This is a genomic window from Phyllobacterium sp. SL163 (genome assembly GCF_049896885.1).
GTDB classification, from domain to species: Bacteria; Pseudomonadota; Alphaproteobacteria; order Rhizobiales; family Rhizobiaceae; genus Phyllobacterium; species Phyllobacterium calauticae.
Window position 1 is genome coordinate 1 of the sequence record NZ_JAFCVE010000002.1, and the last position, 16,502, is coordinate 16,502.

Annotated in this window: 15 protein-coding genes and 1 riboswitch; of the genes, 12 read left to right on the forward strand and 3 right to left on the reverse strand. The window is 60.7% G+C overall.

Annotation, left to right across the window (positions count from 1 at the left end; genetic code table 11):
- Window positions 1-505: glycerol-3-phosphate dehydrogenase C-terminal domain-containing protein (locus ACP7B1_RS03535; protein WP_426136519.1), on the forward strand; the 505-nt coding region annotated here is incomplete at its 5' end.
- Between the two features lie 58 nt (window positions 506-563).
- Here the strand turns inward: ACP7B1_RS03535 and ACP7B1_RS03540 are convergent.
- From ACP7B1_RS03540 to ACP7B1_RS03550, 3 genes are all read right to left on the reverse strand, one after another.
- Window positions 564-1,487, reverse strand: coding sequence for a homoserine O-succinyltransferase (locus tag ACP7B1_RS03540; RefSeq protein WP_346305001.1), 924 nt, complete (start codon window positions 1,485-1,487; stop codon window positions 564-566).
- Between the two features lie 31 nt (window positions 1,488-1,518).
- Window positions 1,519-1,596: riboswitch (SAM riboswitch) on the reverse strand.
- A 94-nt stretch (window positions 1,597-1,690) separates the two neighbouring features.
- Window positions 1,691-2,308 (reverse strand): glutathione S-transferase family protein, encoded by a 618-nt coding sequence (locus tag ACP7B1_RS03545; protein ID WP_346305000.1) that lies wholly within the window; start codon window positions 2,306-2,308, stop codon window positions 1,691-1,693.
- A gap of 87 nt (window positions 2,309-2,395) precedes the next feature.
- Window positions 2,396-3,559, reverse strand: coding sequence for a dihydrodipicolinate synthase family protein (locus ACP7B1_RS03550; protein WP_346304999.1), 1,164 nt, complete (start codon window positions 3,557-3,559; stop codon window positions 2,396-2,398).
- A 252-nt stretch (window positions 3,560-3,811) separates the two neighbouring features.
- On the opposite strand from ACP7B1_RS03550, the gene ACP7B1_RS03555 reads away from it, so the two are divergent.
- From ACP7B1_RS03555 to ACP7B1_RS03605, 11 genes are all read left to right on the forward strand, one after another.
- On the forward strand, window positions 3,812-4,855 hold the full coding sequence (locus ACP7B1_RS03555; RefSeq protein ID WP_346304998.1) for a LacI family DNA-binding transcriptional regulator: 1,044 nt from the start codon (window positions 3,812-3,814) through the stop codon (window positions 4,853-4,855).
- Window positions 4,852-5,853 carry a Gfo/Idh/MocA family oxidoreductase gene (locus tag ACP7B1_RS03560; protein ID WP_346304997.1) on the forward strand — a complete coding sequence of 334 codons (1,002 nt, stop codon included), beginning with the start codon at window positions 4,852-4,854 and terminating at the stop codon, window positions 5,851-5,853. The genes ACP7B1_RS03555 and ACP7B1_RS03560 overlap by 4 nt, the downstream gene beginning before the upstream one ends.
- A gap of 17 nt (window positions 5,854-5,870) precedes the next feature.
- On the forward strand, window positions 5,871-7,472 hold the full coding sequence (locus ACP7B1_RS03565; protein WP_346304996.1) for an acyl CoA:acetate/3-ketoacid CoA transferase: 1,602 nt from the start codon (window positions 5,871-5,873) through the stop codon (window positions 7,470-7,472).
- A complete protein-coding gene (locus ACP7B1_RS03570) occupies window positions 7,465-8,244 on the forward strand; it encodes an enoyl-CoA hydratase/isomerase family protein (protein WP_426136523.1) in 780 nt (259 codons plus the stop codon). Before ACP7B1_RS03565 ends, ACP7B1_RS03570 begins: the two co-directional genes overlap by 8 nt.
- On the forward strand, window positions 8,244-9,752 hold the full coding sequence (locus tag ACP7B1_RS03575; protein ID WP_346304994.1) for an aldehyde dehydrogenase family protein: 1,509 nt from the start codon (window positions 8,244-8,246) through the stop codon (window positions 9,750-9,752). Before ACP7B1_RS03570 ends, ACP7B1_RS03575 begins: the two co-directional genes overlap by 1 nt.
- 107 nt (window positions 9,753-9,859) lie before the next feature.
- Window positions 9,860-11,107: an ABC transporter substrate-binding protein gene (locus tag ACP7B1_RS03580; protein ID WP_346304993.1), complete on the forward strand. Its 1,248-nt coding sequence runs from the start codon at window positions 9,860-9,862 to the stop codon at window positions 11,105-11,107.
- Window positions 11,108-11,201: 94 nt separating this feature from the next.
- Window positions 11,202-12,080: a carbohydrate ABC transporter permease gene (locus ACP7B1_RS03585; protein WP_105733954.1), complete on the forward strand. Its 879-nt coding sequence runs from the start codon at window positions 11,202-11,204 to the stop codon at window positions 12,078-12,080.
- Window positions 12,077-12,958 (forward strand): carbohydrate ABC transporter permease, encoded by an 882-nt coding sequence (locus tag ACP7B1_RS03590; RefSeq protein ID WP_346304992.1) that lies wholly within the window; start codon window positions 12,077-12,079, stop codon window positions 12,956-12,958. Before ACP7B1_RS03585 ends, ACP7B1_RS03590 begins: the two co-directional genes overlap by 4 nt.
- Window positions 12,959-12,962: 4 nt before the next feature.
- Window positions 12,963-14,081 (forward strand): ABC transporter ATP-binding protein, encoded by a 1,119-nt coding sequence (locus ACP7B1_RS03595; protein WP_346304991.1) that lies wholly within the window; start codon window positions 12,963-12,965, stop codon window positions 14,079-14,081.
- Between the two features lie 13 nt (window positions 14,082-14,094).
- Window positions 14,095-15,618 (forward strand): GMC family oxidoreductase, encoded by a 1,524-nt coding sequence (locus tag ACP7B1_RS03600; protein ID WP_346304990.1) that lies wholly within the window; start codon window positions 14,095-14,097, stop codon window positions 15,616-15,618.
- Window positions 15,618-16,394, forward strand: coding sequence for a 3-ketoacyl-ACP reductase (locus ACP7B1_RS03605; RefSeq protein WP_346304989.1), 777 nt, complete (start codon window positions 15,618-15,620; stop codon window positions 16,392-16,394). The genes ACP7B1_RS03600 and ACP7B1_RS03605 overlap by 1 nt, the downstream gene beginning before the upstream one ends.
- The last annotated feature ends 108 nt before the right edge of the window (window positions 16,395-16,502 follow it).

Sequence of the window (16,502 nt, forward strand, 5' to 3'; positions counted from 1 at the left end):
GAAAAGCGATGCGCCGGCGGGGCTGGCGCCGCTGATGAACATTTTCGGCGGCAAGATCACCACCTACCGGCGGCTGGCGGAGCACATGCTGGAGAAGATCGAGGAGAAGCTCGGGGCCAAGGGCAAGCCATGGACGGCGACCGGCACGCTGCCGGGCGGCGATTTCCCGGCCGAAGGCTTCGAAGCGCAGCTGCAGCGGCTGCAGGCCGATTACCCCTTCCTCGCGCCGCGCCATGCCTACCGGCTCGTACGGCTCTACGGCACGCGGGCCTGGGTGCTGTTGGGCACGGCGGCATCGCTAACCGATCTCGGTGAGCATTTCGGCTGGGATCTCTATGCGGCGGAGGTGCGCTACCTCATCGCGCAGGAATGGGCGATGACCGCACAGGATGTGCTGTGGCGGCGCACCAAGGTCGGCCTGCATGTCACCGACGCCCAGGCCGACGCCCTCGAAACCTTCATGGCCAAAACCGTCCAGCGCCGATCGGATACCGCGCCGCAATAGGCTCCACGCTGCCCTATCCAAGGGTGAAGGGCGGGCGACCGTGCTGGCCCGGCCTCGTTTATCGGGATTTTCCGATTGAACCGATATCAAAGGGTGTCGTTTGATAAATCTCGTTTATCCAGTTGGACAGGAGCAAATGCGCATGCGAGCGCCAGCGATTGGGCGGCGGCCTTGATGGGTCGTCATCGGGGAAATAGTTGAACGGCAGGTTGATCGGTACCCCGGCCTGAATATCGCGGAAATACTCATCGGCCAGCGAACCGGAATCATATTCGAGATGGTCGAGCACATAAAGGCGGCGATACCGCGGATCTTCGACAATGCAGGCTCCCTTCTCCTGCGAATGTGTCAGCAGCGTCAGTTCCGGCCGCGCAAGAATGTCCGCCGGCCGCACTTCGGCCCAGCGTGATATCGGAATGGCGAAATCGTCGGAAAAGCCGTTGAGATAGGGCGACGCTGTCTTCAGGATTCTCTGGCTGTAGACGCCGAATGCTTTTTCGCCAAGCGCATGCTTCGGCACGCCGTGGAAATGATGAAGTGCCGCCATCGCCCCCCAGCAGACGTTCATGGTGGAATGGACGTTGGTTTGCGTCCACTCCAGGATATCGCGCATTTCCGGCCAGTAGCTGACATCCTCGAACGGGATTGTCTCGACGGGGGTTCCGGTAATGATGAAACCGTCGAACGTGCGGTGCTGCGCCTTTTCCCACGTCTCATAAAAGGCGCTGAGATGGTCTTCGGGCGTATTCTTCGGCTTGTAGCTGCCGACGGTCACCAGCGAAAGTTCGATCTGCAGCGGCGAAGCGCCAAGCAGGCGCGCGATCTGCAATTCTGTCTTGATCTTGTTGGGCATCAGGTTCAGCAGCCCGATCTGGAGCGGGCGGATATCCTGACGGATAGCCACGGCTTCCGTCATCACGCGTACGCCCTCGCTTACCAAAGTATCGAAGGCGGGCAGTTTGTCAGGAATCTTGATAGGCATCACGGTCACCAAAAAAAGCCAATAGAACGCTTCCGGTCCGCACGCGGCCCTTTAGCGAGTTTTTTAACGTGGCTGCAAGCCGGCCGGCCAAATCACCACGGGTTCTTCAATACTGGATGCTTGTGCAAATAGCTATCGGATTCAAATGCGGCGGGCTGTCGCTCGCCGCATGGGCCTGGAGGAGACGGTGTTTCACCGCCGTCTCAATCGTGCGTTTCACCGGAAAAGGCGGTTGCCTGCATCGAGGGACGCTGGCAATAGCCGGCATACCATGCGGCAAGGCGCGGGCGGCCTTCGGCAAACGGATAGACGTTGCGAAACGCGATCCAGTCGAGCGTTGTCGCGAGGGCGATCTCGCCGATGCGCGGCAGGCCCTCAAGGGATGCTTCCTTCTCGGCAAAATCGCAGGCCGCGATGATTTTCTGCAACTGGGCATCGCGCATGGTCGGCCAGCGCAAAGGCTCCGGCCGTCGCTCGGTTTCCCAGCGCACCACGATGCCGGAATCGGCAATGCCCTGCGCCGCCGCCTGCAGGCGCAATGTTTCCCAGCGTGCATTCCCGCTTGACGGGATGAGGGCGGAGCCGCCGGGGAGGGTGCTGAGATAGTCCGCTATGGCAACCGAATCGAACAGTGCAAAGCCGTCCTCGCCGATCAGCACCGGAACCTTTCCCAGCGGGTTGAGCGCATAGACCGCCTCATTGCGCCGGGTTGGGCTGGTTTCGTGGTGGATGACCTCGACCCTATCCGCCAGACCGATTTCGTGCATGGCGACCAGTATCTTGCGGGCGTAGGGCGAGTGTGTCTGGTAAAGCAGCTTCATGGGGAATCCCGGATGATGGAGCGAGTCGGCACGGACAATCGCCCGGCAAGCCCGCAGGATCAAGGGGGCTCCAGCAGAAGCCGGATGTCAGAGACCGTATAGCTGAAGCAGGCTCTTCATGCGGCTTGTGGCAAGTTCCGGCCTGTCGAGAACATTGGCCTGATCAGCCAGCCGGAAAATATCGGCATAGTGAACGATACCGCGTGCCGACTGCATGCCGGCGGGCATGGTGAAATGGCTCTGATGACCATTGAGCCAGGCCAGGAAAACCACTCCCGCCTTGTAATACTGTGTTGGGGCTTCGAAGATTTTGCGGGACAGCGGCACGGTGGGTTCGATCACCGCGCGGAAGGCCGTTGTCTCGCCCTTTGCCAGCAGCGCCAGTGCCTTCGAGGCCTGCGGCGCGACCGCATCGAAAATGCCAAGCAGGGCGTGGCTGTACCGCGCGCCGTCGCCTTCGATCAGTTCGGCATAGTTGAAATCATCGCCGGTGAAGCACAGCACGCCCTCGGGCAGCCGGTTGCGCAGGGCAATTTCCCTGGTGTTGTCGAGCAGCGAAATCTTGATGCCTTCGACCTTGTCCCTGTTGTCGTTGATGATGGCAAGCACGGTTTCCAGTGCGTCGTCAAAGGCATGGGAGCCCCAATAGCCGGCAAGTTGCGGATCGAACATGTCACCGAGCCAGTGCAGGACAACCTTGTTGCGCGTCTGGCGCAGGATTTCGCCGTAGACGGCCCGGTAGTCGTCCGGGGATTTTGCCACTTTGGCGAGCGCCCGGCTGGCCATCATCACCGCCCGGCCGCCCTCAGCCTCGACAAAACCGATCTGCGTTTCATAGGCGGCGATCACGTCTGCGAGGCTGTGGGTGTCTTCCGGCGCCAGCTGGTCGGTCCCGGCGCCGCAGGCAAGATCGGCGCCCGGCACGCTGCGCGCCTCGGCGAGCGACCGGCGGATCAGTTCCTGCGCGCCTGCCCAATCCAGCCCCATGCCGCGCTGGGCCGTGTCCATGGCTTCGGCGATCTTGAACCCGAGTGACCAGAGGTGATGGCGAAAGGCCATGGTGGCATCCCAGTCGACGGCGGGCGAACCCCAGGGTGTGCTGTCCCGAAGCGGATCGGACACCACATGGGCTGCGGCGTAGGCGATACGGCTGAAGGATGGCGGAGCATCCGGCCGCGCTGTCGGCTCGCCGGAAAGGCGGTAGGCTGAAAGTGTGCCATCGGCGGCGGGCAGGTTCAGAACTAGGCTCATCATATCGCTCCCGGTCGTATGAAGGGCTTTGTAATTTGGAACGTTCCAAAAAACAAGAGGAAAAAATCCAAGCCTTTGCGCGACCTGAAGATAAAGAGCCGCCGGTCGAGAGGGTTCAAATGAGCAAAAAATTACCGTAAATCAAAGCGTTCTGTGATACTCTGATGTTGCGTGGGGATAGGTCCCGATATTTCCCGCTTGACATATTTGGAACGTTCCAATTATATTTGCCATCTGACAGGGAGGAAGACCGTGAGCCGAAGCCGGACAACCGTTGTGGATATTGCGCATGCCGCCGGCGTGTCGAAGTCCACCGTGTCCCTGGTTCTGCAGGGCAGTCCGCTGGTCAATGAAAAAACCCGCGAGAAGGTCAACAGCGTCATCGCCGATCTCGGCTATGTCTATAATCGCGGTGCGGCCAACCTGCGCCAGTCGCGCTCGAAAATCGTCGGCATCGTGGTCAATGATCTCACCAACAGCTTCTTCGCCGAACTCGCCGTCGGTATGGATATGGTCGTTCAGTCGGCAGGCTACGTGCAATTCCTTGCCCATAGCGGCGAGAGCGTCGACCGCCAGCGCGAAGTCATCGCGTCCATGCGGGAAAACGGCATCGCCGGGATGATCCTGTCGCCGGCGCGCGGCACCGAGGCGGCGGATATCAAGCCGTTGATCGATAGCGGTATTCCGGTGGTGGTCGTGGTGCGCAATCTGCCGGGTGCCAAGGTCTCCACCCTGCTTTCCGACAATTATGCCGGCGCGAAGGCGGCCGTGCGTCATCTGGTTGCCCTTGGCCACACGCGCATCGGCTTCATGGGCGGCTTTCTCGATACCGCGGTTTTTGCCGAGCGGCTGCGCGGTTATCGCGATGCCTTGCAGGAAGCGGGCATTGCCGTCGATGAGGCGCTGATCATCCATTCCGCGCCATCCCGCGCCGGTGGTGTTGCCGCTGTGGAGCGCATGATGCTCCATCCCGATCGGGCAACGGCGGCGCTGTGCCTCAACGATGCGGTGGCCTTCGGTGTCTGCGATGGTTTGCGGGCAGTCGGCATCGAGCCCGGCAAAGGTTTTGGCGTGATCGGTTTCGACGACGTGATCGAGGCCAAGACCGCCGTCCCGGCGCTGACAACCGTTTCGGTCGACCCGCAGGGCATGGGCCAGCGTGCGGCCCAGCTCCTGCTCAAGCAGATCAATGCCGGCGGCAATGAGCAGGAATCGCTGGTGACATCCGTGCGCCTTGTGGTGCGGCAAAGCTGCGGTGCGCCGGTCAGGAACAATCATCTGGAGGAAATGGCATGACGCGGTGGGGATTGATCGGAGCAAGCACGATTGCGCATGAATGGGTGATCGACGCGATCCGTGCCCAAGGCGGCGAGATCGTTTCCGTCATGAGCACCAGTGCCGAGCGTGGCCGGAAATATGCTGCCGATCACGGCATTGCCAAATCCGTTGCATCCCTCGATGCGCTGGTCGGCGATCAGGATGTCGATGCGGTCTACATCTCGACCACCAATGAACTGCACAGGGGTCAGGTGCTCGCGGCTGCGGCTGCGGGAAAGCATGTGCTGTGCGAAAAGCCGCTGGCCATGAGCCTTGCGGATGCGCGGGCCATGGTTGACGCCTGCCGTGCGACCGGTGTGGTGCTTGGCACCAATCATCATCTGCGCAATGCCGCGAGCCACACGGCCATGCGCGATGCCATTGCTGCCGGCCGGATCGGCACGCCGCTTGCCGCCCGGGTCTTCCATGCCGTCTATCTGCCGCCGCACCTGCAGGGCTGGCGGCTTGACAAGCCGGAAGCCGGCGGCGGCGTTATTCTTGATATCACCGTGCATGACACGGATACCCTGCGCTATGTGCTGGGCGACGATCCTGTCGAGGCGGTTGCCGCCAGCCAGATCGGCGGCCTTGGCAAGGCAGGCCTTGCCGATGGCGTCATGGGCGTGCTGCGCTTCAAATCGGGCCTGATTGCCCAGTTCCATGATGGTTTCACCACGAAATATGCCGAAACCGGCTTCGAGGTGCACGGCTCCGAAGGTTCGCTGGTCGGCCGCAATGTCATGACGCAGAAGCCGGTCGGCACCGTCACCCTGCGCAATGCCGAGGGTGAAACCGAGCTCAAGCTCGACCAACGGAACCTCTACGAAACCGGCATTGCCAAATTCCATGCCGCCATCCTCGGCAAGGGGCAGCCGCCGGCAACGGGTGAAGATGGTGTCTGGTCGCTTGCCGCCGGTCTTGCGGTCACCGAGGCCGCCCGCACCGGCACTGCGCAGACAATCAATCCAGGTCTTTGAAGAGAACGACGTCAAGCATGAGCAAGCACATAACCCCTGAAGAGGCGGCAAACCTCATCCCCGACGCAGCGATCGTTTCGGTCTCGTCGTCGAGCGGCCTTGGCTGCCCCGATCTGATGTTGAAAGCCATCGGCGCGCGTTTCGATGCGACGGGCCATCCGCGTGATCTGACCACGCTGCATCCCATTGCGGCGGGTGACATGAGCGGCATCAAAGGCATCGATTACATCGCCAAGAAGGGGCTGCTCAAGCGCATCCTCGGCGGCTCCTACCCTTCCGGGCCTTCGACCGCCGAACCGCCGCTGATCTGGCAGATGATCGGCAATGACGAGGTGGCAGCCTACAATATTCCTTCCGGCATCCTGTTCGACATGCACCGCGAGGCGGCGGCCAAGCGGCCGGGCGTTCTGACCAAGGTCGGGCTCGATACATTCGTCGACCCGGACCGCCAGGGCTGCGCCATGAATGCTTCGGCCGCCCGCGAGCCGGTGGTCCGCAAGATCGAGTTTGAGGGCGAAGAGTGGCTGTTCTTCAAACCCGTTATCCCGCAGGTCGCCATTATCCGCGCCACCACGGCGGATGAGCGCGGTAATCTGACCTATGAGCATGAGGGCGCATACCTCGGCGGCTTCGATCAGGCTCTGGCCGTGCGCAACAATGGCGGTATCGTCATTGCGCAGGTCAAGCGCATCACCAAGAGCGGCTCGCTCAAGCCGCATGATGTGCGCGTTCCCGGCATTCTCGTTGACTATGTCGTTGTCGACCCCGACCAGAAACAGACAACACAGACCGTGTATGACCCGGCTATCTCGGGTGAAATCTTCCATCCGCTCGACGATTTCGCCCTGCCGGATTTCAACATCCAGAAGGTGATTGCCCGCCGTGTCGCCACGGAGCTTGAGGCAGGCAGCGCCGTCAATCTCGGTTTTGGCATCTCCGCCAATGTCCCGCGCATCCTGCTCGAAGAGGGCCTGCATGGCGCGGTGACATGGGTGATCGAGCAGGGGCCGGTCGGCGGTATCCCGCTTCTCGATTTTGCCTTTGGCTGTGCTTCCAACGCCGAAGCCTTCGTGCCGTCGCCGCACCAGTTCACCTATTTCCAGGGCGCGGGCTTTGATGCCTCGCTGTTGTCCTTCCTCGAGATCGACAAATCCGGCTCGGTCAACGTGTCCAAGCTCAGCTTCCGCCCGCATGTGACGGCCGGTGCCGGCGGTTTCGTCGATATCACCGCGCGAGCCCGCAAGATCGTCTTCTCCGGCATGTTCAATGCCGGTGCGAAGGTGCATGTGGAGAATGGCAAGCTTGTCATCGAGAAGGAAGGCAAGCTGAAGAAACTGGTCAACGAAGTCGAGCACGTCACCTTTTCAGGTCGCCGTGCCGTGGCGCAGGGGCAGGACATCACCTATGTCACCGAGCGCTGCGTCATGGTCCTGCGCCGGGAAGGCATCGTGCTGACCGAGATTGCACCGGGTGTCGATCTCCAGACCCAGATTCTCGATCAGTCGGAATTCCCGCTCATCGTTGCCGGCGATCTGAAACTGATGGCGGCAGAGCTTTTCGCCGAAGGTCCTTTCGGCTTGAAGCTGCCGCAGAAACCGGAAAGGACGCTCCATGGCTGAGCCCCGCATCACGGTTGACTTCAACGGGCCTGTCGCGGCCATCACCGTGTCGCGCCCGGAAAAACTCAACGCTTTCGATATTGCCATGCTGAAGGAACTTTCAGCCGCGTGCGACGAATTGGAGGCCAATGCCGATATTCGCGTCGCCATCCTGACCGGCGCCGGCAAGGCCTTTTCCGCAGGCGGCGACATCAAGGCTTGGGCGGCGATGACGCCGAACGAGTTCGGCCACGCCTGGGTCCGCTTCGGGCACCGCGTGTTCGAGCGTCTGGCGACGTTGCGTGTGCCATTGATTGCCGCGCTCAACGGCCATGCGCTGGGCGGCGGGCTGGAGCTTGCCGCGGCTGCCGATATTCGCATTGCCGAGACGCATATCCGCATCGGCCTGCCGGAGACGGGCCTCGGCATGGTGCCGGGCTGGTCGGGAACGCAGCGGCTTGTCCGCCGGTTCGGGGCACAGGCTGTCCGCCGCATGGCGCTGGGCGGAGAAATCTTCAGCGCGACCGAAGCCGCCGCGCTCGGGATCGTCGACCACGTGGTGGAAACCGGTGCCGTCGTCACCGCCGCGCAGGCCTATGCCGAGCGGATCGCCAGGCGCGGACCGGCTGCGGTGGAAGTGGCGAAACTGATGATTGCGTCGGCTAACGGCGAAGACAATGGCACGGCGGTCGAAGCCCTCGGCTCGATCCTCGTCGCCAAAACAGCGGACCTGAAAGAAGGTGTTTCGGCCTTTGCCGAAAAGCGTGAGCCCGTGTTCAAGGGAGAATGGTAATGACGGTTCTGATGCGGCCACAAGCGCTCGACAATTTCAAGGTGCGCGAATTCCGGATGCTGATCGACGGCAAATGGACCGATGGTGCAGAGGGCGGCGTGATCGAGCGCAAGAGCCCCGGCCATGGTGTCGTGGTCTCGCGCTATCAGGCGGGCACGAAAGCCGATGCGGAGCGCGCCATCCGTGCCGCCCGCAATGCTTTCGACAACGGCCCGTGGTCGCGCATGACCGGCGCTGAACGCTCGAATATCCTGCTTAAAGCCGCTGATCTGATTGCCGCACGTTCCGACGAACTTGCCTATCTCGACTGCATCGAATCCGGCAAACCAATTTCGCAGGCCAAGGGCGAACTGGGGGGTGCGGTCGATATCTGGCGCTATGCCGCCGCGCTCGGCCGCGATCTGCACGGTGAAAGCTACAATACGCTGGGCGATGGCACGCTGGGTGTGGTCCTGCGTGAGGCGATCGGTGTCATCTCCATCATCACGCCGTGGAATTTCCCCTTCCTCATCGTCAGCCAGAAACTGCCCTTTGCCCTGGCTGCCGGCTGCACGGCCGTGGTGAAACCGTCGGAACTTACCTCGGGGTCGACGCTGGTTCTCGGTGAAATCCTCATGGAAGCCGGTGTTCCCGCCGGCGTCGTCAATATCCTTGCCGGTACGGGCGCGGAAGTCGGTGCGCCGATGACCACCCATCCGGATGTCGATATGGTCTCGTTCACAGGCTCGACCCTTGTCGGCAAGCTGACGATGGCCAATGCCGCCCAGACGCTGAAAAAGGTCTCGCTGGAGCTTGGCGGGAAGAATCCGCAGATCGTTTTCCCCGATGCCAATCTCGATGATTTCATCGATGCGGCGGTGTTTGGCGCCTATTTCAATGCGGGCGAATGCTGCAATGCCGGTTCACGCCTGATCGTTCACCGGGATATTGCCGATGAGGTCACACAGCGTGTTGCCGCGCTGTCGGCCAAGGTCCGGGTTGGCGATCCGCTTGATCCGCAGACCAAGGTCGGCGCGATCATCACGCCGGAACATCTGGCCAAGATCGACGCCTATGTGCGCAACGCCGCATCGGCGGGCGCTGCCGTTTCCCATGGCGGCACGCCGCTGGATCTCGGCCTTGGGCAATATATGAGCCCGACCATTCTTTCGGCGGTGCAGCCGGATATGGCCGTCGCGCGTGAAGAAGTGTTTGGTCCTGTGCTTTCCGTGCTAACATTCGAAACGATGGAAGACGCCATCCGGATTGCCAATTCCATCGACTACGGCCTGTCGGCAGGCGTATGGAGCCGCGATTTCGATACCTGCCTGACGGTAGGCCGCCGGGTACGTGCCGGGACCATCTGGATGAACACGTTCATGGATGGTGCAGCGGAGCTGCCGTTCGGCGGTTATCGCCAGTCTGGTCTTGGTCGTGAACTGGGCCGTCATGCGGTCGAGGACTACACCGAGACCAAGACCCTGAACATGCATATGGGGCGGAGGACATTACTTTGGGCGTCGAATTAAATCGATTGTATTCGCCATTCGGCTTATTGTATGAATGGGGCAGGCTGAGGGATAACTGAGGTCTAGGGTAGTGGGAATTTTATCTTTTTTTCCTTGGGAGGAATGAAATGAATAAGTTGATGAATACGGTTGCTGCGGCAGCCATGCTGCTCGGCACGGCCACGATGGCCCGCGCTGCCGAAAACGTCGAAGTCCTGCATTGGTGGACATCCGGCGGTGAGGCGACAGCGCTGGAAGTCCTGAAAAAGGATCTGGAAAAGAAGGGCATCACCTGGTCTGACATGCCTGTTGCCGGTGGTGGCGGTACGGAAGCCATGACCGTGCTGCGCGCCCGCGTCACCGGCGGCAACCCTCCGACAGCCGTACAGGCCTTGGGCTTCGACATCACCGACTGGGCCAAGCAGGGCGTTCTTGCCAATCTTGACGATGTCGCATCGAAGGAAAAGTGGGCCGACGTTATTCCCGGCGCACTGCAGAACTTCTCCAAATATGACGGTCACTGGATCGCCGCACCGGTCAACGTCCACTCCACCAACTGGATGTGGATCAACAAGGCTGCACTCGACAAGGCTGGCGGCAAGGAACCCAAGAACTGGGACGAACTGATTGCCCTTCTCGACAACTTCAAGAAGCAGGGCATCACACCGATCGCCCACGGCGGTCAGCCATGGCAGGACGCGACGATTTTCGACGCGGTCGTGCTGTCGCTCGGCAATGACTTCTACAAGGCAGCTTTCATCGATCTCGATCCCAAGGCTTTGGGCGGCGCGAAGATGAAGGAAGCGTTTGACCGCATGACCAAGCTGCGTTCCTATGTGGATGACAACTTCTCCGGTCGCGACTGGAATCTTGCCTCCACCATGGTTATCGAAGGCAAGGCCGGCGTGCAGTTCATGGGCGATTGGGCCAAGGGCGAGTTCGTCAAGGCCAAGAAGGAGCCAGGCAAGGATTTCGTTTGCATGCGCTTCCCGGGTACCCAGGGTTCGGTCACGTTCAACTCTGACCAGTTCCTGTTCTTCAAGAAGAGCGATGCTGAGCACAAGTCGCAGCTCGTCATGGCATCGTCCATCGAGAGCCCGACCTTCCAGTCCGCTTTCAACGTCGTGAAGGGTTCAGCTCCGGCACGTACGGACGTTTCCGACGCAGCGTTCGATGCCTGCGGCAAGAAGGCGATCAAGGATCTGGCTGAAGCCAACAAGGCCGGCACGCTCTACGGTTCCATGGCCCATGGCTATGCGGTTCCGGCCGCCATCAAGAATGCGATCTATGACGTGGTCACCCGCGAATTCAACGGTGACCTGACATCAGACGCAGCGGTCAAGGAACTCGTTTCCGCCGTGGACGCTGCCAAGTAAGCGCGCTCCTTCTGTCCGGGGCGCAAAGCCCCGGACAGGTTTCCGTGAACATGCACGGCAATGACAAGAACTTAAGAGTTGAAGGGGTGAGGCTATGGATACCCGCAGCCGCATACAGGACTTGATACCCAAACTGGTGTTGGGGCCGAGTTTTCTGATTGTCCTGATCTTCGTCTATGGCTTTATCATCTATACGGGCGTCCTGTCGTTCACCGACAGCAAGATGCTGCCGTCCTTTGGTTTTGTCGGACTGGAGAATTACCGCAAATTGTGGGCGCTGCCGCATTGGTGGCGGGCCATCACCAATCTGGGTATTTTTGCCTCGCTCTATATCATCATCTGCACCGTCATCGGGCTTGGCCTTGCCATCCTGCTGGATCAGAAGATCCGCATCGAAGGTTTCCTGCGGCCGATCTACCTTTATCCCATGGCGTTGTCGTTCATCGTGACCGGTGTTGCCTGGAAATGGTTTCTCGATCCCGGCATCGGCCTTGAGAACACCATGCACCAGTGGGGCTGGACCAGTTTCGCCTTCAACTGGATCAAGGATTCCAAGATGGCGATCTATACGGTGGTGATCGCCGCCGTCTGGCAGTCCTCCGGCTTCGTCATGGCCATGTTCCTTGCCGGACTGCGCGGCGTCGACAACGAGATCATCAAGGCGGCACAGATCGACGGCGCCTCGACGGCCATGATCTATCGCCGCATCATCATTCCGCTGATGCGTCCGGTCTTCCTGTCGGCCTTTGTCGTGCTCGCCCATCTCGCCATCAAGGCGTATGACCTGGTGATTGCGCTGACCGGCGGCGGCCCCGGACAGGCAACCGAACTGCCTGCGACCTTCATGTATTCCTATACGTTTACACGCAATTCCATGGGCATCGGCGCGTCCTCGGCCATCATCATGCTGATCACCATTTTCGCGATCATCATTCCCTATCTCTATTCTGAAGTCAGGGGAGGCAGCAAATGAGCGCTCCGAGTCCGGACAATGCCATCTCCAGCGGCAAGCTGACCCGCGTCCTTATCTATATCGCCCTGCTGGTCTTCGCCTTTTACTACCTTTTGCCGCTCTACGTCATGGTGGTGAACTCGCTGAAGACCCTCGATGAAATCCGTCAGGGTGGCATGCTGTCGCCGCCGCATGAATGGACCATCGAGCCCTGGCTTGCGGCATGGTCGACGGCCCAGATCGGCGTGCAGCCGACGGGCTTGCGGCCTTACTTCATCAACTCGATCATCATGGTCATCCCGGCCGTGGCGATTTCAACGGTGCTGGGCGCGCTGAACGGCTATGTGCTGACGAAGTGGCGGTTCCGCGGCTCGAACGTCATGTTCGGCATGCTGCTGCTCGGCTGCTTCATTCCGTTCCAGATCGTCCTCATACCCATGGCGCGGGTTCTCGGCGCCCTCGGAATGGCCGGCACCATTCAAGGCCTGATTTTCGTGCACGTGATCTACGGTCTCGGTTTCACCACGCTGTATTTCCGCAACTACTACGAAGCATTCCCGACGGAGCTGGTTCGCGCTGCGCAGATCGACGGTGCCAGCTTCTTCCAGATTTTCTGGCGCATCCTGCTGCCGTCGTCGGGTCCGATCATCGTGGTGTCCGTCATCTGGCAGTTCACCAACATCTGGAACGACTTCCTGTTCGGCGCCTCGTTCTCGGGGTTCAGCAGCACACCGATGACGGTCGCGCTCAACAATCTCGTCAACTCGTCGACGGGCGTGAAGGAATACAACGTGCATTTCGCCGGCGCGATCCTCGCCGCACTGCCAACTCTTATCGTCTACATCGTTTCCGGGCGCTACTTCGTCCGTGGACTTATGTCCGGCGCCGTGAAGGGATAACCCAATGTCATTTCTCCAGATCAAGAACCTGCATAAATCCTATGGCAATGTCCCGATCCTGAAGGACATCAATATCGAGATCGACGAGGGTGGCTTTCTCGTCCTCGTCGGCCCTTCCGGCTGCGGCAAGTCCACACTGCTCAACACCATTGCCGGGCTCGAACCGATCAGCTCGGGCGATATTTCCATCAAGGGCAAATCGATCAGCGGCCTGCATCCGTCCAAGCGTGATATCGCCATGGTGTTCCAGTCCTATGCGCTTTATCCGAACATGACCGTTGGCGGAAACATCGCCTTCGGCATGGAAATCCGCGGCGTGCCGAAAGACGAGCGTGAGAAGGCCATCAAGCAGGTTGCCGATATGCTGCAGATCGGCCATCTGCTCGACCGCAAGCCGAGCCAGCTGTCCGGCGGCCAGCGCCAGCGCGTGGCCATGGGCCGGGCGCTCGTGCGCAACCCGCAGGTGTTCCTGTTCGATGAGCCGCTGTCCAATCTCGATGCCAAGCTGCGCGTCGACATGCGCACCGAGATCAAGCGCCTGCACCAGCGGATGAAAACCACGATCGTCTATGTGACGCACGACCAGATCGAGGCGATGACGTTGGCCACCAAGATCGCCGTGCTCAAGGACGGCATCCTGCAGCAATTCGGCACCCCGTCGGAAATCTACAACAATCCGACCAATCTCTTTGTCGCGGACTTCATGGGCTCGCCTGCCATGAACCTGCTCAAGGCGAAAATCGAGGGCGGTGCTTCGGATTTGAGTGTCGTGCTCGACCGGCCCGATTCCTCGCCGTTGCGGTTGCCGATCAGGAAAACCAACAGTGCGCTGGTGGGCCATTCCGGCAAGGACGTGATTTTCGGCATCCGGCCGGAAGCCCTGACCGATCCCGATGGGGCAGACCGCAATGCGAGTTCGCTGGTGGAAGGCGAGTGCCTGATCGACGTGGTCGAACCAGCGGGGTCTGATACCTTCGCCGTGACCAGGCTTGGCAGCAAGGAAGTGGTGGCGCGCCTGCGTGCCGACGCCCAGATCCTGCCGGGGCAGAAGACACAGCTGGCGTTTAATCTCGACAAGGCCGTGTTCTTCGATCCGCAATCGCAGCTGCGTATCGGCGCCTGACGATCACAATGTCATGAACGCCGCATCGCAACGAAGCCAATCCCCCGATATCGTCATCATCGGTTCGGGGATTGGCGGGTCGACTATTGCCGCCGGTCTGGCGGGATCGGGTGCAGACATCCTGATCCTGGAGGCGGGGGGTCATTTGCCCGACCGTCCGGAGAACCGCGATCCGCGCGCGATCTTCCAGAAGGGTTTTTTCCGCCCGGATGAAAGCTGGTACGATGCGGAAGGCAAGGCGTTCAATCCCGGCAATTACTACAATGTCGGCGGCAATTCGAAGTTCTATGGCGCGGTACTGACGCGTTACCGGGCTGAGGACTTTGCCGAGATGCAGCATCTCGAGGGGGTCTCACCCGCCTGGCCGTTTGCCTATGGCGAGCTGGAGCCGTGGTACGGCAAGGCGGAGGCGCTCTATCAGGTGCGCGGAAGCCAAGGCGAAGATCCGACGGAACCGCATCATTCGGCGCCCTACGGCTTTCCGCCCGTGCCCGACGAGGAACCCATCGGTATCCTGCGCAGGCGGCTGCGTGTTGCCGGTGTCCATCCGTTTTCCCTGCCGCTCGGCGTCGATATCGATACATGGATGTCCCACGGCAGGACGCCCTGGGATGCGCATCCCAACAGCTTCAACGGCAAGATGGACGCGGAAACCACCGCTCTAGCCGCAGCATTGAAGCATGGCAACGTTCGCCTGCAGACCAATTCACGCGTCACGCGGCTTGAGACAGCCGCAGACGGAAAATCGATTGCCGCTGTTCATTACGTGAAAGACGGAACAGTCTCTGTTGTCAGGCCAAAGCTGGTGATCCTCTCGGCAGGCGCCGTTCAATCCGCGGTGCTTCTGTTGCGTTCGGCTGACAGCTGCAATCCCGCCGGCCTTGCCAACCGTTCCGATCAGGTCGGCCGCAACTTCATGAATCACAACCTGTCGGCGGTCATCGGGTTCGATCCGCGCTTCCGCAATGATTCCATCTATCAGAAGACGTTCGGCTTCAATGATTTCTATCTGTCTGACGGCGAGGGTGGCGCGCCGCTCGGCAATGTGCAGCTGCTCGGCCGCATCAGCGGACCCGTGCTGAAGTCGGACCTGAAACTCGTGCCTGAATGGGTCCTTGACCGGTTCTGCAATCACACGGTGGATTTCCTCGCCATGAGCGAGGATGTGCCGAAACCGGAGAGCCGCGTTCGCGTCGATGGCGACAGGATCATTCTCGAATGGGTGCGCAGCAACTGGCCGGCACATCAGAAACTGGTCGCCCGGATCAAGTCGGTGTTGCGGGCCGCCGGATTTCCCATCGTTCTGTCCAAGGCCTTTGACCGCAAGACGCCGTCGCATCAATGCGGCACCGTGCGGATGGGCACGGATCCGGCGCGGGCACCGCTGGATGTCTATTGCCGCGCCTACGACCATCCCAACCTGTTTGTCGTCGATGCCGCCTTCCTGCCGACATCAGCCGCGGTCAACCCGGCGCTGACCATCGCCGCACAGGCGCTGCGCGTCGCCGATCACATCATTGCCGGGGAGCTTGCATGATGAGTATCCAGCCCAAACCCGTCGCCCTGGTTACCGGCGCCCGGCGCGGCATCGGCCTCGGCATTGCCAGGGCGCTTGCCGCCAGGGGATTTGATCTGGCAATCACCGACCTCGTGCGGGATGAAGCGGCTGATGCCGCTGTTTCAGCACTGGAATCACGCGGCGCAAAAGTACGGTTTATCGAGGCAGATCTGGCTGATCTTTCCAATCACGCGCAAACCGTCGGCGCCGTCATGGCAGCATTCGGCCGGATTGATTGCCTCGTCAACAATGCCGGCATCGGTTCGAAAGTGCGTGGTGATTTCCTCGATCTTGAGCCGGCAAACTACAATGCGATCTTTGATATCAATGTGCGGGGAACCGTGTTCTTCACGCAGGCGGTGCTGCGGGCCATGCTTGGCCGCACCGATGGCCGGGCCGCCCGTACGATCGTCAACATCACATCAGTTTCCGCGGAGATGACCTCGCCGGAACGTCTCGACTACTGCATGACCAAGGCGGCACTGGCGTCGTTCACGCAAGGGCTGGCCGTCCGGCTTGCGGAGGAAGGGATCAGCGTTTTCGACGTGCGCCCCGGCATCATCCGCTCCGACATGACGGCCGTTGCCGCAGCCAAGTACGACAAACGTATCGCCGAAGGTCTCGTGCCGATGAAGCGCTGGGGCGAGCCGGATGATCTTGGCCGTATCGTTGCAGCGTTGGCCGGCGGCGATTTCAACTTTGCCACAGGCTCGATCATCAACGCGGATGGCGCCCTTTCGATCAATCGACTTTAGCAGGTTGCAAAACATGAATTTCACCCCCCTCTGGGCTGCCGCCCGTCTCCCCCACAAGGGGGGAGATCAGCTGTCAGTTTCGTTCCATTTCGCCTTGCATCGCTGTTC